Source organism: Arthrobacter sp. BG3, from assembly GCF_056680185.1.
The window spans coordinates 3722019-3743706 of record NZ_CM155270.1; the positions used below are offsets into that span (position 1 = coordinate 3722019).

General features: G+C 66.9%; 18 protein-coding genes, 1 tRNA gene and 1 pseudogene. 13 read left to right on the top strand and 7 right to left on the bottom strand.

All coding sequences use genetic code 11. From position 1 onward, the window contains the following. Positions 1–64 precede the first annotated feature (64 nt). The 3 genes from dprA (at position 65) to AC1MFL_RS16730 (ending at position 3095) form a co-directional block, all read left to right on the top strand. Positions 65–1255 (top strand): DNA-processing protein DprA, encoded by a 1191-nt coding sequence (gene dprA, locus AC1MFL_RS16720; RefSeq protein ID WP_479811255.1) that lies wholly within the window; start codon positions 65–67, stop codon positions 1253–1255. Between the two features lie 112 nt (positions 1256–1367). After that, the gene (locus AC1MFL_RS16725) at positions 1368–2294 is read left to right on the top strand and encodes a tyrosine recombinase XerC (protein WP_479811257.1); all 927 of its coding nucleotides are present in this window, start codon (positions 1368–1370) and stop codon (positions 2292–2294) included. Positions 2295–2591: 297 nt separating this feature from the next. Beyond that, positions 2592–3095: a DUF3145 domain-containing protein gene (locus AC1MFL_RS16730; protein WP_024368243.1), complete on the top strand. Its 504-nt coding sequence runs from the start codon at positions 2592–2594 to the stop codon at positions 3093–3095. 120 nt (positions 3096–3215) lie between these two features. Here AC1MFL_RS16730 and fabF read toward each other — a convergent pair whose 3' ends face one another. The 6 genes from fabF to aceE all read right to left on the bottom strand — a co-directional run bounded on the left by fabF (position 3216) and on the right by aceE (position 11270). Next, entirely contained in the window at positions 3216–4451 is a 1236-nt protein-coding gene (gene fabF / locus AC1MFL_RS16735) for a beta-ketoacyl-ACP synthase II (protein ID WP_301227482.1), read from the bottom strand. Between the two features lie 155 nt (positions 4452–4606). Next, positions 4607–4852, bottom strand: a complete 246-nt coding sequence (locus tag AC1MFL_RS16740; RefSeq protein WP_011692310.1) for an acyl carrier protein — start codon at positions 4850–4852, stop codon at positions 4607–4609. 131 nt (positions 4853–4983) lie between these two features. After that, the gene (locus AC1MFL_RS16745; protein WP_479811259.1) at positions 4984–6045 is read right to left on the bottom strand and encodes a beta-ketoacyl-ACP synthase III; all 1062 of its coding nucleotides are present in this window, start codon (positions 6043–6045) and stop codon (positions 4984–4986) included. Next, the gene (locus AC1MFL_RS16750) at positions 6042–6971 is read right to left on the bottom strand and encodes an ACP S-malonyltransferase (RefSeq protein WP_479811261.1); all 930 of its coding nucleotides are present in this window, start codon (positions 6969–6971) and stop codon (positions 6042–6044) included. Before AC1MFL_RS16750 ends, AC1MFL_RS16745 begins: the two co-directional genes overlap by 4 nt. 87 nt (positions 6972–7058) lie before the next feature. Then, positions 7059–8303, bottom strand: a complete 1245-nt coding sequence (locus AC1MFL_RS16755; RefSeq protein ID WP_479811263.1) for a PucR family transcriptional regulator — start codon at positions 8301–8303, stop codon at positions 7059–7061. A 186-nt stretch (positions 8304–8489) separates the two neighbouring features. Further along, positions 8490–11270 (bottom strand): pyruvate dehydrogenase (acetyl-transferring), homodimeric type, encoded by a 2781-nt coding sequence (gene aceE / locus AC1MFL_RS16760; protein ID WP_479811265.1) that lies wholly within the window; start codon positions 11268–11270, stop codon positions 8490–8492. 398 nt (positions 11271–11668) lie between these two features. Here aceE and AC1MFL_RS16765 point away from each other — a divergent pair, with 398 nt between their 5' ends. From AC1MFL_RS16765 to AC1MFL_RS16805, 9 genes and pseudogenes are all read left to right on the top strand, one after another. Next, positions 11669–12085 (top strand): DUF3052 domain-containing protein, encoded by a 417-nt coding sequence (locus tag AC1MFL_RS16765; protein ID WP_226761795.1) that lies wholly within the window; start codon positions 11669–11671, stop codon positions 12083–12085. Beyond that, entirely contained in the window at positions 12082–12600 is a 519-nt protein-coding gene (locus tag AC1MFL_RS16770) for a peroxiredoxin (RefSeq protein ID WP_479811267.1), read from the top strand. Before AC1MFL_RS16765 ends, AC1MFL_RS16770 begins: the two co-directional genes overlap by 4 nt. Positions 12601–12631: 31 nt before the next feature. After that, positions 12632–13525, top strand: coding sequence for an NAD-dependent protein deacetylase (locus AC1MFL_RS16775; RefSeq protein ID WP_479811269.1), 894 nt, complete (start codon positions 12632–12634; stop codon positions 13523–13525). An 81-nt stretch (positions 13526–13606) separates the two neighbouring features. Then, positions 13607–13682, top strand: a tRNA-Val gene (locus tag AC1MFL_RS16780). A gap of 96 nt (positions 13683–13778) precedes the next feature. Further along, positions 13779–14897, top strand: coding sequence for an acyltransferase family protein (locus AC1MFL_RS16785; protein ID WP_479811271.1), 1119 nt, complete (start codon positions 13779–13781; stop codon positions 14895–14897). 92 nt (positions 14898–14989) lie between these two features. Beyond that, entirely contained in the window at positions 14990–15268 is a 279-nt protein-coding gene (locus AC1MFL_RS16790) for a hypothetical protein (protein ID WP_301231347.1), read from the top strand. Between the two features lie 249 nt (positions 15269–15517). Next, on the top strand, positions 15518–16348 hold the full coding sequence (locus AC1MFL_RS16795) for a fumarylacetoacetate hydrolase family protein (RefSeq protein ID WP_479811273.1): 831 nt from the start codon (positions 15518–15520) through the stop codon (positions 16346–16348). Positions 16349–16521: 173 nt separating this feature from the next. Beyond that, complete coding sequence (locus AC1MFL_RS16800) at positions 16522–17319, top strand: IclR family transcriptional regulator (RefSeq protein ID WP_479811275.1); 798 nt, start codon at positions 16522–16524, stop codon at positions 17317–17319. Between the two features lie 161 nt (positions 17320–17480). Next, positions 17481–18829, top strand: a pseudogene (locus tag AC1MFL_RS16805) (MFS transporter). 806 nt (positions 18830–19635) lie between these two features. On the opposite strand, the gene AC1MFL_RS16810 reads toward AC1MFL_RS16805, so the two are convergent. Then, on the bottom strand, positions 19636–20700 hold the full coding sequence (locus AC1MFL_RS16810; protein ID WP_479811276.1) for a D-2-hydroxyacid dehydrogenase: 1065 nt from the start codon (positions 20698–20700) through the stop codon (positions 19636–19638). Between the two features lie 63 nt (positions 20701–20763). Between AC1MFL_RS16810 and AC1MFL_RS16815 the strand changes: the two genes are divergently transcribed. Continuing rightward, positions 20764–21681: an NAD(P)-dependent oxidoreductase gene (locus AC1MFL_RS16815; protein ID WP_479811277.1), complete on the top strand. Its 918-nt coding sequence runs from the start codon at positions 20764–20766 to the stop codon at positions 21679–21681. The last annotated feature ends 7 nt before the right edge of the window (positions 21682–21688 follow it).

A 21688-nucleotide genomic window follows, 5' to 3' on the forward strand; every position in this document is an offset into this window, starting at 1 on the left:
CGAAGCCGCCGCGGGAACTGCGGCGGCACGACCAACCGCCACCCAGTGAAAGGACAACAGCACCATGACAGAGAGCGAACGGACCGCACGGGCGGCGTTGTCCCGACTGTTCGAGCCGCAGGACGCCGCAGGCCTCGCACTCGTGCATATCGCCGGGGCGGAGGACGGACTGCGGATCGCCACCGGCGAGCTGGCCGCCGGTGCGGAGATGGAACGGGAGATGTTCCGGCTGCTGGACCAGAACAGCCAGGGCAGCGGCTGGAGCGGCGTGGCGGTCGCCCGAAAGCGCTGGGCGCCGAGGGTGCCGGACCTTGCCCCGGCGCGGGACCTCGCAACCATGCAACGGCTCGGCGGGCGGGTGATTATTCCTTCGGACGACCTGTGGCCCCGGCAGCTGGCCGACCTCGGCCTGCAGGAGCCGATTTGTCTTTGGTGGCGCGGCGTCGAGCAGCAGCTCCCCCCGGCCAGCAAATCGATTGCCCTCGTCGGCTCCAGGGACAGCACCGCCTACGGCTCCGCCGTGACCGGCGACCTTGCATATTCGCTGGCCCAGCGCGGATTCACGATCGTCTCGGGCGGCGCCTACGGGATCGATGCGCACGCCCACCGGGCTGCCCTCGCCGGCGGCTCCGCCGGCAGCATCCCCACGATCGCCGTAATGGCGGGGGGAGTGGACCGTTTCTATCCGTCCGGCAATGAGGATCTGCTCCGGGCAGTCGCGAACCAGGGCGCGGTCCTGGCCGAGGTCCCGCCCGGGTCCGCGCCGACGCGGTACAGATTCCTGCAGCGCAACCGGCTGATCGCCGCGCTGGCATCGGTCACCGTGGTGGTGGAGGCGAGATGGAGATCCGGTGCGCTCAACACCGCGCACCACGCGGAAACCCTGGGCAGGGCCGTCGGCGCAGTGCCCGGCTCTGTGCACAGCGCCAATTCCGCCGGTTGCCACCGGCTACTCCGGGAAGGCGGGGCGGTCTGCGTCACCGATGCGGCGGAGATTGCGGAGCTGGCCTCGCCCAGCGGTGAAGCGCTGCCCGAGGCCAGGGCAGGCCGGGCGGCAGTGCAGGACGGCTTGACCCTGGAGGACCTCATTCTGCTGGATGCGCTGCCCCTGCGGTCCACCACCTCGGTGGAAAAGCTCACCGTTGTCGCGGGACTGAGCGCGGATTCGGTGCGGGCGGGCCTGGGCCGGCTCGGGCTGCTGGGTCTGGCAGAGTCGCAGCGTGGAGGCTGGAAGCGGTCAGGCAGCGCAGGATAAGTACTGGCCGGGTTCCCGACGCTGGACGGGCGCGCATCCGCAGGGACCGTGCAGACCAGCGGCTCGCCGCAGGGATCCTTGACCGCCGGGCGAATCCTGCAAGAGTGGGGGAGTGCCCACCCAACAGCTCCCGACCGGCCTGGCCACCGCAGCCCGGGGCTTCGGCCGCTACTTGGAGGCGGAGCGGGGACGTTCGGCGCACACGGTGCGCGCCTACCTCTCCGACGTCCGCAGCCTCCTGGAGCATGCGGCCTCCGAAGGAGTTGACGACCTCCCCGGGCTGGAGCTCGGCACCCTGCGGCGCTGGCTCGGAGCCCAGAGCGAAGGGGGCATGTCCCGCGCCACCCTGGCCCGGCGCTCCGCCACCGCCAGGGCCTTCACCGCCTGGGCCGTCCGTGAGGAATTCATCCAGGCGGATCCCGCCCTGCGGCTGAAGGCACCAAAAAGGGAAAAGTCCCTGCCCGGAGTGCTGCACCAGCAGCAGGTCCTTCGGCTCGTGGAAGATGCTGAGTCTGCAGCCGCCGAGGGCGGGACCATGCCGCTGCGGGACCGGGCCATGGTTGAACTGCTGTACGCCACCGGCATCCGGGTCGGCGAGCTGGCCGGCCTCGACGTGGACGACCTCGATCCCGACCGCAGGACCCTGCGGGTGCTGGGCAAGGGCAACAAGGAACGCACCGTGCCCTACGGCCTGCCCGCCGCGCTCGCCGTCGACGACTGGCTGCGCCGGGGCCGGCCCTCCCTCGCCACGGACACCTCCGGCCCGGCGCTCTTCCTCGGTGCGCGCGGCCGGCGGGTGGACCAGCGGCAGGTCCGCACTGTCGTCCACGACCTGCTGGCGGCCCTGGGGGACACCGCCGCGACCGGGCCCCATGCCCTGCGGCACACCGCCGCGACGCACCTGCTCGACGGCGGGGCAGACCTCCGCGCGGTGCAGGAAATCCTGGGCCACAGCAGCCTGGCCACCACCCAGATTTACACCCATGTCTCCGTCGAGAGGCTGCGGCAAAGCTACCAGCAGGCCCATCCGAGGGCCTGAACCCGCAGCATCCGGCCGCCCCGGACCCCGGCAGAGTCCATACGTGACGCCGCGCGGCGCGCCGGTAAAGACGCGCCGAATTGCACTGGCGTAATTAGGTGGGGTACGGCAGAATAAGATTCACGTCCGGCAACTTTCAAGTGTCGCTTGAAGCCCTTTGGCATCAGGTTCCACGGGGAAACCGGGTATTAACTTAATAGTCTGGCAAGGACCACCGCTCACTACGGACCCGCGCAACAGACAGACATCCAGGCAGAGGTCGTTGGGGAAGACGTACCTACAGCTATGGAGGATGGAATGTCTGTTGCACTAACCCGCGGTGTGTTGTTCGTTCACTCGGCCCCAACTGCCCTGTGCCCCCACGTTGAGTGGGCCATAGGTTCTGTTGTGGACAAGCGGACGGATCTTGAGTGGACCGCTCAGCCAGCAGCGCCCGGAATGTTCCGGGCCGAGCTGTCGTGGACCGGAAACCCGGGCACGGGGGCGCAGTTGGCGTCCGCTCTCCGAGGCTGGGCGCACCTGCGCTACGAGGTCACCGAAGAGCCCAGCCAGGGTGTTGATGGCGGCCGCTGGTCGCACACGCCCGAGCTTGGCATTTTCCACGCCGCCACGGACGTGCACGGCAACATCATGGTCTCCGAAGACCGCATCCGCTACGCCTACGAATCCGGCGCCGGCGACCCCTCCGCGGTCTACCATGAGCTCTCCCTCGCCCTCGGCGAAGCCTGGGACGAGGAACTCGAGCCGTTCCGGCACGCTGCCGAAGGCGCCCCGGTGCGCTGGCTCCATCAGGTCGGCTAGCTCCCACCGCAGCCGGGACACCGCAAAGGCCCCATAGCAGCCCCAGACGACAGATGGCGGCAAATGTTCCCGAGGAACATTGCCGCCATCTTGGCGTACAGCGCCGGATCCGGTCCGGAGCTAGATGCTCCGCACCGCTATCACGGCGTTGTGGCCGCCGAAGCCGAAGGAATTGCTCAGCGCCGCGATGCTGCCGGACGGCAGGTCGCGGGCGGTCGTGACGACGTCGAGCGGGATCTCCGGATCCTGGTGTTCGAGGTTGATGGTCACCGGCGCCTTGCGGTCGTAGATGGCCATGACGGTCAGCACGGCTTCCACCGCACCCGAAGCGCCCAGCAGGTGCCCCATCTGCGACTTGGTGGCGGAGACTGCCACGCTGTCCAGCTGCTTGCCCAGGGCGGCCTTGAGGGCCGCGTACTCGGGCTTGTCGCCGACGGGGGTGGAGGTGGCGTGCGCGTTGACGTGCACCACGTCCTCAGGCTGGATCCGGCCGTCGAACATGGCGGCCTTCAACGCCCGGGTGGCGCCGAGGCCCTGGGGGTCGGGTGCCGTGATGTGGTACGCGTCGGCGGTGACCGAGGTGCCGGCCAGCTCGGCGTAGATCCGGGCGCCGCGGGCCAGGGCGTGTTCCTCGGCCTCCAGCACCAGGGCGCCGGCGCCTTCACCCATGACGAAGCCGTCGCGGTCGAGGTCGTAGGGGCGGGAGGCGTGCTCGGGATCGTCGTTGCGGCGCGAGAGCGCCTGCATGGAGGCGAACGCTGCGATCGGCATCGGGTGGATGGCGGCTTCCGCGCCGCCGCAGACGACGACGTCGGCCTTGCCGGAGCGGATCAGGTCCAGGCCCATGTGCACGGCTTCGGTGCCGGACGCGCAGGCGGAGACGGGGGTGTGGGCGCCGGCGCGGGCGCCCAGGTCCAGGCTGACGGCTGCTGCGGGGCCGTTGGGCATCAGCATGGGCACGGTCATCGGCAGGACGCGGCGGGGGCCCTTTTCGCGCAGGGTGTCCCAGGCGTCAAGGAGGGTCCAGACTCCGCCAATGCCGGTGGCGAAGGCCACGGCCAGGCGGTCGTGGTCGACTTCCGTGATGCCGGAGTCGGCCCAGGCCTCGCGGGAGGCGACGACGGCGAACTGGGTGGAGGGGTCCATGCGCTTGGCCTCGACCCGGCTCAGGACCTCAGTGGCGGGGGTGGTGGCGCGTGCGGCAAAGTGGACGGGCAGTTCGTACTTGGCCACCCAGTCATCTTCAAGCGTGTGCGCGCCGGAGACGCCCTTGAGCGCATTCTTCCACATCGTGGGGACATCGCCGCCAATGGGTGTGGTGGCACCCAGACCGGTAATGACTACTTTGCGTGCCATGGGATCACTCTCTGTCGGTGCGCCAGCCGTGTCCGGCACCTGGGAGAGGTTGCCGGGGCCCGCGTTTGAAAAACTCTGGGGTGGTGCAGTGGATGATGCTGCAGTTGGCGCGGTCCGGGGGTGCAGTTGCGCCCCCGGACCGGCCGTGGCCTGAACTAGGCCTGTGCGTTCGCGATGAAGCTGACGGCGTCGCCGACGGTCTTGAGGTTCTTGACCTCTTCGTCCGGGATGCGTACGCCGAACTTCTCTTCAGCGTTGACGACGATGGTCATCATTGAGATGGAGTCGATGTCCAGGTCCTCGGTGAAGGACTTGTCCAGTTCGACGGCCTCGGTGGCCAGGCCGGTCTCTTCGTTGACGATTTCAGCCAGGCCGGCCAGGATCTCTTCGTTGCTCGCCATTGATGGCTCCTTTTCTGTTGTTGTCCCGGGCTGCCGGGGTGCCGGCAGCCCGGGACGGAAATGATTCAAACCGAGGGTTCGGCTTGCGGTGCGATTTAAGGCTGGGGGAAAGCTGGGGGGAGCAAGGACTCCTACGGAAGCACGATCACTTGGGCACCGAAAACCAGCCCGGCGCCGAAGCCGATCTGCAGTGCAAGCCCGCCGCTGAGCTGCGGGTTTTCCTGCAGCAGGCGGTGGGTGGCGAGGGGGATGGAGGCTGCGGAGGTGTTGCCGGCGTCGGCGATGTCCCGCGCAATGATGACGTGCTCCGGCAGCTTGAGTTTCTTGGCCATCTCGTCGATGATCCGCATGTTCGCCTGGTGCGGGATGAAGGCCGCGAGGTCCTCGGCAGTGATCCCGGCGACGTCCAGTGCCTGCTGGGCCACCTTGGCCATTTCCCAGACTGCCCAGCGGAAGACCGTCTGGCCGTCCTGGCGGAGCGTGGGCCAGACGGCCGCGTCGGTGACGGCAGCTTCTTCGGCGCTCAGGGCGCCTCCCTGCCGGCCGGCGGTGGCGAGCTCGCGGAGGTCCAGCATGGAGTGGGTCATGCCGATCGCATCCCACTTGCTGCCGTCCGAGCCCCACACCGACGGGCCGATGCCGGGCGTGTCGGAGGGGCCGATCACGACGGCGCCCGCGCCGTCGCCGAGCAGGAAGGAAATGGTGCGCTCGGTGTTGTCGATGACGTCGGACAGCTTTTCCGCGCCGACCACGAGGACATAGTTGGCAGCGCCGGAGCGGACCAGCGCGTCGGCCTGGGCAATGCCGTAGCAGTACCCGGCGCACGCGGCGGAGATGTCAAAGGCCGGGGCCGGTGTCGCGCCGAGGCGGTCGGCGAGGCTCGCTGCGGCGGACGGGGTCGCGTAGGGGTGCGTCACGGTGGAGACGATGACGGCGCCGAGCTGGGACGCCTCGATGCCGGCTTTTTGCAGGGCCTCGCGGGCAGCGCCTTCGGCCATGTCGATGACGCTGACGTCGGCGGGGGCGCGGTGGCGGGTGATGATGCCGGTGCGCTGGCGGATCCACTCGTCGGAGGAATCGATCCACTGGCAGACGTCATCGTTGGTGACGATCACGTCCGGCCGGTACGCGCCGACTCCCATAACGCGGGTGTTCTCGTGCAGGGGAGCCTGCTTCAAGGTGGGAACGCTCATGCCTGTCCTTCCAGTTCTGCGAATAGAGCCAGGGCGGCGGACAGGTCGTCCGGGGTCTTGACGGTGACGGTCTTCACGCCCGGCATGCCGCGCTTGGCGAGGCCGGCCAGCGTTCCGGCGGGGGCAAGTTCAATGACGCCGGTCACGCCACGCTTGACGAGTGTTTCCATGCATCGGTCCCAGCGGACCGGGCGGGACACCTGGGCAATCAGGCTCTCCACGGCGGTGTCACCGTCGGTGACTTGCGCGCCGTCGAAGTTGGAGAGCAGGGGGACCTGCGGGTTCCGCGGGTGCAGCTTGGGCCGGAGCGCCCGCAGCGCCGCGACGGCGGGGGACATGTGCGAGGTGTGGAACGCGCCGGCGACTTTCAGCGGAATGACCCGGGCCTTGGCCGGGGGGTTTTCCGCGAGGGCCTTGAGCTGGTCCAGGGTTCCGGCGGCGACGGTCTGGCCCGCGCCGTTGACGTTGGCAGCCGTGGCACCGCAGGCCTCGATCGCGGCCAGCACCTCGGCGGGGTCGCCGCCCACCACCGCGCTCATGCCGGTGGGCGTGGCCGCCGCGGCGGCTGCCATGCCGTTGGCACGTTCCCGGACGAAGGTCATGGCTTCGGTTTCCGTCAGCACGCCGGCCAGGGCGGAGGCCGTGATTTCGCCGACGGAGTGGCCGGCGAGGATGACCGGCAGAGTGGCGAGTTCGACGTCGAACAGCGACTGCGCGGTCACCAGCCCGGCGGCCACGATCAGGGGCTGCGCCACGGCGGTGTCCTTGATCGTCTCTTCATCCGAGGTGGTGCCGTGGGCGGTGAGGTCGATGCCTGCGATTTCGCTCAGGGCGGCCAAGTGGCCTGCGACGGGGGGCAGTTCCAGCCAAGGGGCGAGAAAGCCGGGGGTCTGGGAGCCCTGTCCAGGGCAGACGATTGCAAGCACGTATCCAGCTTTCCAAACTACGGCGTGATTATCGGTGCATTCATGCACCAAGCTCACAGGGTCACTTTGTAGGAAGTCTACAACTGCTCAGGGGTTGTTACGCGACGGCTGCCGTTCGGTGGCGGGCTTCGGCGGGGTCGCGAGCCGGCCCACGACGAGGGCGGTCTGGAGCACAAAGGCCTCCCGCGGCAACAGCGGATCCCAGCCCGTGACGTCACAGACGCGCTTGAGCCGGTAGCGCACGGTGTTGGCGTGGACGAAGAGTTCACGCGCCGTGGCTTCGAGGGAATGGCCGAGCTCGAGATAGGTGCCCAGGGTCTCCACCAGCCCGTTGGAGGCCGCGAGCAGGGGCCGGTAAATATTTTTGACCAGGGAACGCCGGGCGGCGTCGTCGCCGGAGATCACGCGTTCGGGCAGGAGGTCATCGGCAGCCACCGGACGCGGCGCGGCGGGCCAGGCGCGGGCAGCAGTCAGCCCGGCAAAGGCGGACTGGGCGGAGCCGCTGGCCTCCAGCAGCGAAGCCGCTTCGGCGCCGTAGACGACCGGCCCCGGGGCGAAGAGTTCAGCGAGTTTCAGGTAGGCGGTCTCGCGGTCGTGGAGCCCGCCGAGGATGAGTATGAGCCGGTCGCCCTGGATCCCGACGAGGGCGTCTTCGGCGAAGCGCCCGGCGGTGCGGCGCAGTTCGCTGACGTAGCTGGCGTTCGGTTCGGACGGGGAATTGCCCACCATGACGGTGAAACGCTCCTGTGCCTTCCAGCCCAGGGCGGCAATCCGGGACCGCAGCGCATCGGTATTTTCGCCGCGCAGGATCGCATCCACGATGAGGGCTTCGAGCCGGGTGTCCCACGATCCGCGGGTTTCGGCGGCTCGGGCGTAGACGTCTGCGGCGGCGAAGGCCACTTCCCGGGAGTACCGCAGCACCGCCTCGCGCAGCGCGCCCTGGTCCGCTTCGGGGGCGATCACGGGGACCTGGTCCTCGACCACCTCAACGACGATCCGGATCAGCTGGAGGGCCTTTTGCAGGCTGATGGAGCGGGTGAGTTCGGTCGGCGCGGTGCCGAAGACGTCGGACAGGATCCACGACGGCGAGCTGGGGCGCTCGTACCAGGTGACGAAGGCGGCGATGCCGTTCTGGGCCACCATGCCCAGGGCGGAGCGTTCGTCCGAGTTCAGCCGGCTGTACCACGGCAGGGACTTCTCCAACTGGCGCAGCGTCGTCGTGGAGAGCTGCCCGACGCTTCCCCGAAGCTTCTTGAGCGTCTCGACCTTCTCCGGGGGCATCGCCCTCGAGGCGGGCTTGCGTTTCGCGGGAGTGGTGATCGGCTCGGCCATGTATCGAGCATACGGTGCGGCCCGCCCAAGCTCCATTTGTGCGAAGGCTACAAGGCGCCTTGTGCTGGATCACAGCGGCGCTCCGCAGCCGTGCCGGTTCCCGGACGGGCACCGGAATGCTGTTTAACGCCGACGGCGGCCCCCGCCTTCCGGTGGGGACCGCCGTCGTACGCTGTTGGACTGACCCTAGGAGTCGCCGCCGGCGTTGCCGGTGGTGCCGGCGTTGACGTTGTGCAGGCGGTACTTCTCGATTGCCTGGGCCGGAGCCTGGGCATCGACCTCGCCGCGGCGGGCCAGCATCTGCAGGGAACGGACAACCACGGAGTGGATGTCGTTCTTGAAGAAGCGGCGGGCTGCGGCGCGGGTGTCGGAGAAGCCGAAGCCGTCCGCGCCGAGCGAGGCGAACTCGTTCGGGAGGAACTGGCGGATCTGGTCCGGGACGGCCTTCATGTAGTCGGTCACGGCCACGATCGGGCCGGTGGCGCCGGCGAGCTGCTGGGCCACGAACGGGACGCGGGCCGGCTGGCCGGGGTTGAGGAAGGCTTCTTCCTCGGCGGCCATGGCGTCGCGGCGCAGTTCGGTCCAGGACGTGACGGACCAGACGTCCGCGGAGACGCCCCAGTCCTCGGCGAGGATCCGCTGGGCCTCCAAGGCCCAGGGCACCGAGACGCCGGAGGCCAGGATCTGCGTGCGCGGGCCGTCAATCTTGGCCGGTGCCAGCAGGTAGATGCCCTTGATGATGCCCTCGACGTCGACGTCCGCCGGCGCTACAGGCTGGGAGATCGGCTCGTTGTAGACCGTGATGTAGTACATCACGTTCCGCGACGGGTCGTTGTCCGCCAGGCCCGGACCATACATGCGGTTGAGGCCGTCGCGCATGATGACGCCGATCTCGTAGCCGTAGGCAGGGTCGTAGGTCAGGACCGCCGGGTTGGTGGCGGCCAGGATCGGGGAGTGGCCGTCGGCGTGCTGCAGGCCTTCGCCGGTCAGCGTGGTGCGCCCGGCGGTGGCACCGATGATGAACCCGCGGGTCATCTGGTCCGCGGCGGCCCAGAAGGAATCGCCCGTGCGCTGGAAACCGAACATCGAGTAGAAGACGTAGATCGGGATCAGCGGCTCGCCGTGCGTGGCGTAGGACGTGCCGGCGGCGGTGAAGGCCGCCACCGAACCGGCCTCGTTGATGCCGGCGTGCACGATCTGGCCGGAGATGGACTCCTTGTAGGCCAGGACGAGCTCGCGGTCCACCGACAGGTAGTTCTGACCGTTCGGGTTATAGATCTTCGCCGTCGGGAAGAACGCGTCCATGCCGAAGGTTCGCGCCTCGTCCGGGATGATCGGCACGATCCGCTGGCCGAATTCCTTGTCCCGCATGAGGTCCTTGAGCAGCCGGACGAATGCCATGGTGGTGGCTGCCAGCTGCTTGCCGGAGCCGCGGTTCGCGACCTCGTAGACCTTCTCCTCCGGGAGCTTGACCTCTGAGTGCTTGGAGCGGCGTTCGGGGACGAAGCCGCCGAGCGCGCGGCGGCGTTCCATGAGGTACTGGATCTCGGGGGAGTCCATGCCGGGGTGGTAGTACGGGGGCCGGTAGAGGTCCGCTTCGAGCTGGTCGTCGGTGATCGGGATGCGCAGGTGGTCGCGGAAGGCCTTGAGGTCCGCGAGGGTGAGCTTCTTCATCTGGTGCGTCGCGTTGCGGCCCTCGAAGTGCGTGCCCAGGCCGTAGCCCTTGACCGTGTGGGCCAGGATGACGGTGGGTTTGCCCTTGAACTCGGTCGCGGCCTTGTACGCGGCGTAGACCTTGTTGTAGTCGTGGCCGCCGCGCTTGAGGTTCCAGATCTGGTCGTCGGTGAGGTCCTGGACCATTTCCTTGGTCTGCGGGGTCTGCCCGAAGAAGTGCTCGCGGACGAACGCGCCGGACTCGGCCTTGTAGGTCTGGTAGTCCCCGTCGACGGTTTCGTTCATGATCTTCACGAGCGAGCCGTCCTCGTCCTTGGCCAGCAGGTCATCCCACTCCCGGCCCCAGACGACCTTGATGACGTTCCAGCCCGCGCCGCGGAAGAACGCCTCGAGTTCCTGCATGATCTTCCCGTTGCCCCGCACGGGCCCGTCAAGGCGCTGGAGGTTGCAGTTGATCACGAAGTTGAGGTTGTCCAGCTTGTCGTTCGCGGCGAGCTGGAGCAGGCCGCGGGACTCGGGCTCGTCCATTTCCCCGTCACCCAGGAACGCCCAGACCTGCTGGTCGGAGGTGTCCTTGATGCCGCGGTTCTGCAGGTACCGGTTGGACTGGGCCTGGTAGATCGCGTTCATCGGCCCGATGCCCATCGAGACCGTGGGGAACTCCCAGAACTCCGGCATCAGCCGCGGGTGCGGGTAGGAGGAGAGGGCATGTCCTTCCTTGGACTTCTCCTGCCGGAACCCGTCCAGGTCCTCCTCGGAGAGCCGGCCCTCCATGAAGGCCCGGGCGTACATGCCGGGGGAGGCGTGGCCCTGGAAGAAGACCTGGTCCCCGCCGCCGGGGTGGTCCTTGCCGCGGAAGAAGTGGTTGAACCCGACCTCGTACAGGGTCGCGGCCCCGGCATAGGTCGAGATGTGCCCGCCGACGCCGATATCGGCCCGCTGCGCCCGGTGCACCATCACCGCGGCATTCCACCGCAGCCACGCCCGGTACTTCCGCTCGATTTCCTCGTCCCCGGGGAACGGCGCTTCCTGGTCCACCGGGATGGTGTTGACGTAGTCCGTGGTGGTCACCATCGGAACGCCCACACTCTGCGCGCCGGCCCGCTGGAGCAGGCTGCGCATTATGTACTGGGCACGCTCGGTGCCCTGATCCTGAATCAGCGAATCCAGGGACTCCAGCCACTCGGCGGTCTCTTCCGGATCACGATCAGGCAGCTGGTTAGTCAACCCGCTGAGGATATGGGAGGTCTCTTCTCCTGCAGCCACGTCCAACCTCTCTTTGAGCGCATTCATCGGCACCCTCAGCTCCGGCAGGGTAACTGCCTGGCGTGAACGCGACGTGTGCGACATATCGGTTACAACTGCCCGGTCATGTGCGCCGGGCAAGGTCCAATCACAACTACTCCCGCCGGGTGTCAGCGGGACGGTTGCCCTCGCGGGCGTAGTCGTCATCAGCCACTCTAGCTCTCACGTCTCGGGGATGCGTAGCTGTCCCGTGGGGGTCCAGTCGTATTTGACCGGCATACTGGTTGTGTGACGACGCACCGCCCGGCGGTGCTCGGATCGCCGTGTGTGACGCAGAATATGGCGGATCGCGGGGCCAACAGCTTGAAGCGCAGGCGCAAAGGGTGTTGGCTTGGAGTAATGGAAATCACTAGAGCTTTTGAAAACACCAAGCATAGGAGCAACACGTGAGCGAGGCCGACGCCGCCACTTCGGTAAATGTGGCGGAAAAACTGGGTTTCAAAACCGGTGACCTGATTCAGGAATTCGGTTATGACGACGACGTCGACTTCGACTTGCGCGACGACATCGAAGATCTCACCGGCTCGGAACTCTTCGATGAGGACGACCACGAAGTAGTAGATGCCGTCATTCTTTGGTGGCGTTCCGGCGACGGTGACCTCGTTGACACCCTGGTTGACTCGCTGACCACCCTGGCTGAGGGCGGCGTGATCTGGGTGCTGACCCCGAAGTCCGGCCGGGTGGGCTATGTTTCACCGGCGGACATCCAGGACGCCGCACCCACCGCAGGGCTGCACTACACCACCTCCGCCGGCGTCTCCAAGGACTGGAGCGCCACCCGGGTCACGCGGAAGAACAAGTGACCCAAGCCGGCGCGGTCCGCATCATCGGGGATGAGGCAGTCCGGGCACAGGCTGTGCCGGCTGTCGGCGATGTTGCCCCCGACTTCGTGCTGCTGAACCAGTTTGGCGAACCCGTGGCGCTCTCGGAGCTCCGCGGCCGGAACGTCGTGCTGGTGTTTTTCCCGTTCGCCTTCTCCGGCATCTGCACGGGTGAGCTGTGCGAAATCCGGGACAACCTGGCCTTGTTCGAGGGTGCCGACGCCGTCGTGCTGGGGATCTCGGTGGACAGCAAGTTCGCCCAACGGGCCTACGCGGAGAAGGAAGGCTATGCCTTCGACCTGCTGGCGGACTTCTGGCCGCACGGGGCCGTCGCCGAACAATACGGGGTGTTTGACCCCGCAAGCGGCATGGCCAAGCGTGGAACCTTCATCATCGACGCGAACGGCATTGTGCGCTACGTGGTGGTGAATCCCCGCGGCCAGGCCCGGGATTTCGCAGAGTACCGCTGCGCCCTGGCAGGACTCGGCCGGAGCTGACGCGGTGAGGACGCGGCGGCCCGGGATCGGCATGACTGGTTTTGCCAGCCTGCCCCCGGTCCCCGCCGGGACGCCGGCCCGGGACGAGCTTGCGGTCCTGCAGGAAATCCATGACGTTCTCGCGGGGGAGCGATTCGCCCTGTTGACCGGTGCTGGACTGAGCACAGACTCCGGCATTCCGGATTACCGCGGGCCGGGCGCCGCCCCCCGGGCTCCCATGACGTACCAGGAATTCATCGGCGAGGCGGACAACCGGCGCCGCTACTGGGCCCGAAACCACATTGGCTGGTCCCACCTGCGCCGGGCCGATCCCAATGACGGCCACGCCGCCGTCGCCCGGCTGGAGCACCGCGGCCTGCTCACCGGACTCATCACCCAGAACGTGGACCGGCTCCACGAGGATGCCGGAAGCGTCAACGTGGTGGACCTGCACGGCCGCTTCGACCAGGTGGTCTGTCTCGCCTGCCACCGGCGTTACAGTCGGACACTGCTGGCCGGGGTGCTGGAGGAGCTCAACCCGGGCTTCCTGGAACGGGCGCTCTCCGGCGGCATGGTCGAAATGGCCCCGGACGCCGACGCCACCGTCGAGGACGCCGCCCTGATCGAGAGTTTTGTCGTGGCCCACTGCCCGGCCTGCGGGGGCACACTGAAACCTGATTTCGTCTACTTCGGCGAAAACGTCCCGAAAGACCGGGTGGAACGCTCGTACGCCATGGTGGACGAGGCCGGCGCGCTCCTCGTTGCCGGATCCTCACTGACCGTGATGAGCGGCCTGCGGTTTGCCCGGCACGCTGCCAAGCACGGGAAGCCCGTGGTGATCATCAACCGGGGCCAGACCCGCGGGGACGAGCTCGCCGCGGTCAAGCTCGACGCCGGCGTCAGCGAGGCCCTCACCTGGCTTGCCGACGAGCTCCCGCCGCTCTGAACCCGATTGGCGTTCTGCCCGCTGCATCCGGTACAGTAACTGTTCGTTGGTTCAAGCGCTGAGGCTTGGAACCAGCAGTTTGGGTCTTTAGCTCAGCTGGTAGAGCGCCACGTTTACACCGTGGATGTCATCGGTTCGATCCCGGTAGGACCCACCAAAGAAAACCCCGCTGTTGCAGGCCGAAAAGCCCGCACGGCGGGGTTTTGCATGCTCCGGCAGCCGGTAACATCGATCCCTGACGCTAGGAAGTCCCATGAGCTCGCCAGTGTCGGAAATGCGTTTGAATTCGTTGACCGGACTGCGGTTCATCGCCGCACTGATCGTAGTTTTGTACCACATTTCGGCGTTCTTGATTCCTGAAATATCACGCTTCATCGTGCTCGGGTACACGGGCGTCGCGTTTTTCTTCGTATTGTCCGGCTTCGTTCTTGCCTGGTCCTACCGGCCAACGACCGGCAAGCGCGTGTTCTACTGGCGCAGACTGGTCAGGATTTGGCCTCTCCATGCACTGACAACCCTGCTGGCCGCTGCCTATTTATCCGTCAACGACGGCGCCGTGTCCTTTGACCGGCTTCCGGCCGTACTGCTGCTGGCTCACGCGTGGAATCAGGAATGGGCCAACGCCTTCAATGGGGTCTCCTGGTCGCTCTCGGCCGAGGCGTTCTTTTACCTGTGCTTTCCCCTTCTCGCCGCGTGGCTGTCCCGCTTCAACGTCCACGCGGTGCTGGGTGCAGCGGCCGCGATCTTCGGCACTGCTGCTGTCGCCTACTCGCTCCTGTTCACCTTCTCGAAGGCTGCGCCGTGGGGGGATCTTCTGTACATCCTGCCGGCATTCAGGATGGTGGACTTCGCCATCGGCGTGTGCCTGGCGTTCGCATTCCGCAGGGGGTGGCGGCCAAAGTTCGGAGCAACCACCGGGGCGCTTATCGCGGGTGGATCCTTCGTGCTGTGGGAGGCGATCGTTCCGTTGGTCCCGTCTCTCTTCCGACCGGAAACTGCAACCCTGCTGATGATTCCCGGCATCGCTGCCCTGGTGGCGGGTTTTGCCAAGCGCGACCTCGCCGGAGGCGCGGGACTATCCAGCACGCCTGTGATGGTCCGCCTGGGGGAGTGGTCTTTTGCCCTGTACCTCATCCATGAACTGGTTATCCGGGCGGCATTGATGCTGCACCCGCTTCGCCTGCACCAACGTGTTGGCGTTTCCCTGGGCGTCCTTGCCGTGTCCATCGCTGTGTCGGCACTGCTCTACACGCTCGTCGAACGTCCCATCGAGAAGCGGCTGAGGCCGCTGGTTGGACGGCGCAAGGCCGACTCCGGCGTCAACGGGCAGGGCAACAGCTCCGACCGACAGGAGACGCTCTCGCGGCTGTAGCGCGCAGGGTCTGCCGGCAGGATCCGGCTCCCGGTCCGCCAGGCCGCAAAATGTCACAGCCCCGCCCTACATTGGCTGCTATGGAACACATCATGGTGAAATCTGGTCCCGATGGCAGGCCCCGGGCAGTTGTGCGCGGCGGCCGCGAATGGATCATCGGTGCGGAGCCGGTCCGCTGGTTCGAGCGGGTGAGTTGGTGGGAGGCGGAGCGCCGGATGCCCAAGGGGCTGAGCCGCGTCGACGTCGAGGTCTGGCAGATCCAGGCGAGACTGGGTCGGAATTCGGGTTCTGCCCTCACCACGATGGAAATCATCCGTGACGGTCTGGGCGGCGGCTGGCGGCTGCGGGAGGCCGTCGCGGACGCGGCGTAGGCGCGGCATCGCGGGCCGGAAGTGCCGGGGCATTGGAAAGGCTTTCCACCGCGACTATTGGGGGATGCCGCGGTGGAAAGCCTGTAATGAATATACCGTGAATTTTCGGAAATGTGAAACAGGGGGCGGAAATTCGAAGCCGCAGAAATGCCTATTCGCTGGCGTAACTGCCAGCATGGGCGGCCGCGTAGGAGTGGCCTGGACTGACTCATTCCGTCCGTGCCGCGGCGCGCGCCCTAGGATGTCTTCATGAACGCCACGAGTACCCGTCGAATGGCCCGGGTCCGTCCGCTCTCGCACGTTTCCAAGGCCGAGCAGTTTTTCGTCGCCAACGTCGCCCCGGACTTCGACAGCGATGCCGGAAGGGTTTGGACGGTGATCGACTCGCCGTTCCCGGGTTCCCCGGCGAACGCCGGGAGCGTCCCGCGCAGTGGTTGGGGAACCGGCGACACGGTTGAGGAGGGCTCGTTCATTTTCCTGTCACCAAGCGTCCCGGCCAACGTCTTGGGGATGGCGCACAACACCGGCCCGTCCGGCCGCAATCTCCCGCCCCGGGCCTTCCTCAAGGCCGCAACCAGCGTGGTCGGCCCGGGAGATGGAATAGAACTGGGGCCAGGCGTCGGCCGTGTTGAACCGGAAGCGGAACTGACAATCGTCATCGGAAGCAAAGTCCGGGGGCTGACGCTCAGGAACGCTCGGAGTGCAGTTCTGGGTTTCACCATTGGTAACGATGTCTCCGCCCGGGACCTGCAGAAGTCGGACGAATTGTGGACCAGCGCCAAAAGCCAAGATACGTTCACTCCGGCAGGCCCCTGGACTGTAACGGGACTGAACGACGCCGACCTGGTTATCGGGATCAGGCACAACGGCGTTGAGCTCAAAACGGCGAGCTCCGCTGACCTCGGCTGGGGGGTGGACGAAATCCTCGTGTACCTGACGTCCTTTATGACGCTGTACCCTGGCGATCTTGTACTGACGGGCTTCCCGGCCGAATGCGCGCGGCTAGTCCCTGGCGACACCGTCACTTGTCATATCGAAGGCATCGGCGAGCTCACGAATCCCGTGGTGGCCGTCGCCTGATGGCGGGCGGCTCCCGTCCCGCCGCTCGTACGTATCCCCTTCCCCCATCGAGTTTCAGTCCCCTGAGGGCGCGCTGCTGTGCGCCTTCACACTATGATGGTTAGTGTTCAACTGACTGAACAGCACCGAATGTGTGGCGCCGTCGCCATACGCGCGATCCGTGAAGGAGAATCATGGCCGATTCCCGAGTTTCCCGCACCACTGACGGGCCGGGGAGCGCCTCACCCGCGCCGGCGGTCACCCGTGCCGCTGCTGTGCTGGAGGCGCTGGCCTCCTCTGCCACCGGGCGACTGACGCTGAGCGACCTCGCCAGGGAACTGGGCATCCCCAAATCCTCGACCTCGAACCTCCTGCTTGCGCTCGAGGAGGCAAGGCTCATCAACCGCCAAGGTGCCGAATTCACGCTCGGACGGAAGCTGGTTGAGCTGGGCGCGGCATACCTGAGCAGGCTTGACGAGGTCCAGGAGTTCTACCGGTTCTGCGAACAGGCGCCTACCCTTTCCGGCGAAACGGTCCGCATCGCCATGCTTGATGGAAGCAACGTTATCTACCTGGCGCGGTACGAAGGTCATCCCGCAGTCCGCCTCACTTCGAACATCGGGGACAGGATGCCGGTGTCTCTCTGCGCTGTTGGCAAGGCGCTCATTGCGCGGCTTCACGACCATGACGTGGCAGGGATGTTCCCTGATGACGCACAGCTGCCGGTCCTGACTCCGAAGTCCCTGCGCACCGGGGCCGAGCTAAAGGCCCAGCTCGCCGTCATCCGGGAACAGGGCTACGCCTTCGAGGATGAGGAATCAACCACGGGGGTCGTATGCCTGGCCGTCGCGGTGCCCACCCGTGGGGCGCACGGTCCCAGTCTGGGCTTGTCTGTCACCGCGCTGAAGGCGACCTACTCGGAGGAGCAGGGCGCGTTGATGGTGAAGGAGCTCAAGGAGCTGGCCCGGTCCCTGGGTAATCCCATGGGGTAGCGCCGGCCAACGAGAGCACGTGCCCGGAAAATAAATCTGATTAGTCATAGGCCAAGTGATCAGCCTGCTGTACGCTGTTCAACATGGTGATCGCCCCTTTTGAGGGTTGGTCATATCCCACCAGGCCAACGGGGGTCTGGAGTGTTCTTAAGGGAGTGCTTGTGACAACTAGTACTAATACACCGCTGGCCGAAGCGGACGGCGCCGTCGTCGATCCGGAACAGCTGCGAAGGGCAACTCTTGCCAGCTCCGTGGGCTCCGCCCTGGAGTACTACGATTTCTACATTTACGGCCTGGCCTCGGCCCTGATCTTTGGCCCGCTCTTCTTCAAACCTCTTGGCGACGACGGTGCCCTGATAGCATCATTTGCCACCTACGGGGTGGGGTTTGCGGCCCGGCCCTTCGGCGGAATGATCTTCGGGCACATCGGCGACAGGTTCGGCCGCAAGCTGGTTCTCATCCTCACGATCGGTCTGATGGGCACGGCAAGCTTTGCCATCGGGCTGCTGCCGACGTTTGAACAGGCAGGCATGCTGGGAGCCGTACTCCTCGTGACGCTGCGCATCCTTCAGGGACTGGGCGCCGGAGCTGAGCAGGCGGGCGCCACCACGCTGATTTCCGAAGTCGCACCGCGGAGCCGCCGGGGCTTCTTCGCCTCGCTGCCCTTTGTCGGGATCCAGCTCGGTACTCTCCTGGGCGCCGGAACGTTTGCCCTGATAGCCATGGCGGACAAGGCGGTCCTGGAGGGCTGGCTGTGGCGGGTGCCGTTCCTGGCCAGCCTGATCCTGATTGCGGTGGCCATCTTCATTCGGCTGCGGCTCAAGGAAACACCGGTCTTTCAGGAGCTGGAAAAGCACAAGAGCGTGGCCAAAAACCCCCTGGGCCAGCTCTGGAAGCACTCCAAGAAGAACGTGCTGATCGGCATCGGCCTGCGGATGGGCGAGAACGGCAATTCCTCGATCTACTCCGCCCTGCTCATCGCCTTCATGGCGTCAAAGGACGGGGTTTTCCCGGGGGACAAGTTCATTGGCCCGGTGGGCCTGCTTATTGCCGCCGGCTTCGCCGCCGTTATGGTGGTGACTTTCGGTGCGCTGTCTGACCGGTTCGGACGCGTACCCGTCTACCGCTACGGTGCGCTCTTCCAGGCCCTTATCGCACTGCCGGCGTTCTACCTGGTGACGCTGGGCAATGTCACCCTGGTCTGGATAGTCATGGTGGTGGGCATCGCCCTGGGCGTTCAGTCCATGCTCGGGCCGCAGTGCCCGCTCCTGCCCGAACTCTTCGGCTCCCAGTACCGGTTCACCGGCGTGGCCATGAGCCGGGAACTCTCCGCGGTCTTCGCCGGCGGACTGGTGCCCCTGGTGGGCGCCGCACTCCTGGCCGCCACTGATCATTCCTGGCTGGTGCTCGCTATCTACTCATTGGTTCTGGCCGCCATCTCCTTTGTCACCACATTCTTCACCCCGGAAACCGTGGGGGCGACCTCCTCCTGACGGAGGACGCCAGCTAGGCGCTCCGTGGCGCCCAGCCGCCAGCTGCCGGTACCACGGCCGCGGCCCTTCCACCCGGGAGGGCCGCGGCCTTCCCGGGTTTCGGGGCGTGCCTGGTGTGCGGGATGGCTGCGGTGCAGAGATGCTTGGGGATGTGGGAATTGCACAGCCGCAGGGCTGACTTTGCGACGCTGCAAATGCCCGGTGAGGCGGGAAATATCGGGCGACATGGGTTTTTCGGGGCGCCGAATAGGCCGGAGGGCGCCGAGAACGAGTCGCGTCGCGGGGAAGAAGCCGTGTCGCCGGACGGAAATTGTGGGCTCCGGAGTGGCATGGTGACGCGGAGAATGCCTGATGACGCGGCACATTCCAGGTGACGCGGTAATACCGGGGCGCCGGGCAAGCAGGGCGTCGCAGGGCGGGCAGCGCGTCGCAGGGCGGCCAGCGTGTCGCAGGGCGGACACCGTGTCGCAGGGCGGCCAGCGCGTCGCAGGGCGGCCAGCGTGTCGCAGGGCGGACACCGTGTCGCAGGGCGGACACCGCGTTGCCGGGGGCGAACCCGGTCGTCAGTCCTCCCGCACGCTTACGCGCCAGGGGCGGCCCCGCCGTTTGACCTGCACCTCCGAAAGCCAGATTCCCTTTTCGAATCCAAATTCTTGGGGTTGCAGTTCGTTTCGGAGGGACCGCCCTGATGGGCGCGGAACTGGCCACCCGGCCAGGACCTCAGGACCGGACCGCCGGCCCGGACCTCAGGACCGGACCGCCGGCCGCGGAAGGCCCGGCGGATGGACCGGCGGAAGGCCCGGCGGAAGGCCCGGTGAAAGACCTAGTAGAAGTGAACCGTGTCCACGACGTGGGGGAGCTCGCCGCCGTCGAGGAACGTGCGCAGGTTGCCGCAGAAGCGTTCCGTGATCAGCCGGTTCTCGGCAGCACTGAGGGCCGAGGTGTGCGGGGACACCATCACCCGGGGGTGGTCCCACAGCGGGCTGTCCTGCGGCAGCGGCTCCACGGCAAACACGTCGAGGCATGCGTACGAGACCTGGCCGTTGTCGAGTGCCTCCAGCAAGGCCTCCTCATCCACAACCGTGCCGCGCCCCACGTTCACCAGAATTGTCCTTGGCTTCATCGCCGCAAATATCTCGCGGCTGAAGAGCTTCTCGGTGGACGGCGTGCCGGGCAGCGTGTTCACGACGGCGTCCGCCGTGGCCAGCAGAGCCGCGAGGCCATCGTTGCCCGCGATTTCCTCGATGCCGTCGATGGGCTCCACGGACCGCTTGGTGCCGCTGACGGTCATTCCCAGCGCACGGGCGATCCGCGCCGTCTCAAGCCCGATCTCGCCGAGCCCGGTCACCACCAGATGGGAGCCGTTGACCAGCCGGGTGGGAGTGCGCAGCTCGGGCCAGACCCTGGCCGCCTGGTCCTGGGCCAGTTCCGCGCTGCGCTTGAAGCCGTTGAGGATCCCCAGCGCGGCGAACTCGGCGAGCGGCAGCGCGTGAACGCCGGCGGAGGTGGTCACCTTGAACTTCTGCAGTGTCCCGGCGTCGAGCCCCGACGCCTTCACGGCGCCGCCGGCGCCGGCCGCCATCGCATGGATCCATTCGAGGCGGGGGTTGCTGCCGGCAATCCGGGCGAGGCCCGCCGGGCTCTCGTTGGGGAACCCGTACAGGACCTGCGCCTTGTTGAGCATGTCCCAGTAGCGTTCCTCCTGCTCCGGGGTGCGGCGGAAGGCCGGATCCCCGGAGTGGTCAGCAGGAAAGCGTTCCGGCGGCAACAGCCCGGGTTCGTAGAGGACGGTTACGGAGGGATCTACGGCGCGGATGCGCTCCACAAGCTCTGCTGCGAGCGGGACTGCGATCGCGACGGTGGTTTTAGGCGTCATGGTGTTCATCATACTGAATGGAGGCTAGGATACTGAACGGATTTCGGAGAGAAAACCACAACGAAGTGAGGCAGCATGGATTGGCACCGGAAGAAAGCCGGCTTTGTGGGCCTGGGCCTGATGGGTTCGCCGATGGCGGCGAACCTCCTGAAAGCCGGCTGGGCCGTCACGGCCTGGAACCGGTCCCCGGCGGCCCTTGAGCGGTTCGAGGCCCTCGGCGGCGCCCGGGCGGCCGCGGTCGAAGAGCTCCGCGACGCGCCGGTCATCATTTTCATGCTTCCGGATCTGTCCTATGTCGAGGAGGCGGCCGCGGGACTCCTGGCCGCCTGGGCTGCGGAACCGCCGGCGCCCGGGACCACCGTGGTCGTCATGAGCAGCGTCTCGCCGGCCGCGGTGCAGGACTTCGGCGCCAGGGTGGCCCGGGAGAGCGGCGGAAACGCCGTCGTCGTCGATGCTCCCGTCAGCGGCGGGACCCAAGGCGCCGTCGACGGGACGCTGGCCATCATGGCCGGTGCAAGCGAAGGGGACTTCCAGCGGCTCCTGCCGCTTTTCAGCGCGATGGGCCGCACGGTGCGCAGACTCGGACCGCTGGGGTCGGGATCGCTTGCCAAGGCGTGCAACCAGCTCATCGTGGGAACCACGACGGCGGCCCTCGCCGAAGCCGCGGAGCTCGCCGAACGCTCCGGCCTGGACGTGGCGGCACTCTACGAGGTGCTCGCGGGCGGACTGGCCGGCAGCAGTGTCCTGGACAAGGTGGGGCCGCGGCTCGCCGCCAAGAACTACGACCCCACCGGCCCCGCCAAGTTCATGCACAAGGACCTCTCCTTTGTGCTGGAAAGCGCCGCCGCCGTCAACTCAGCGGTACCGATGGCGGAGGCCGGCGTCGGGCTGTATGCGGAGCTGGTGCGGCAGGGGCTGGGCGAGAAGGACCTCGCGGCCGTCCGCCAGACCATCTCAAATCTCAGCGGCATCACCGCAGCCCCGACGAAGTGAGGAACAG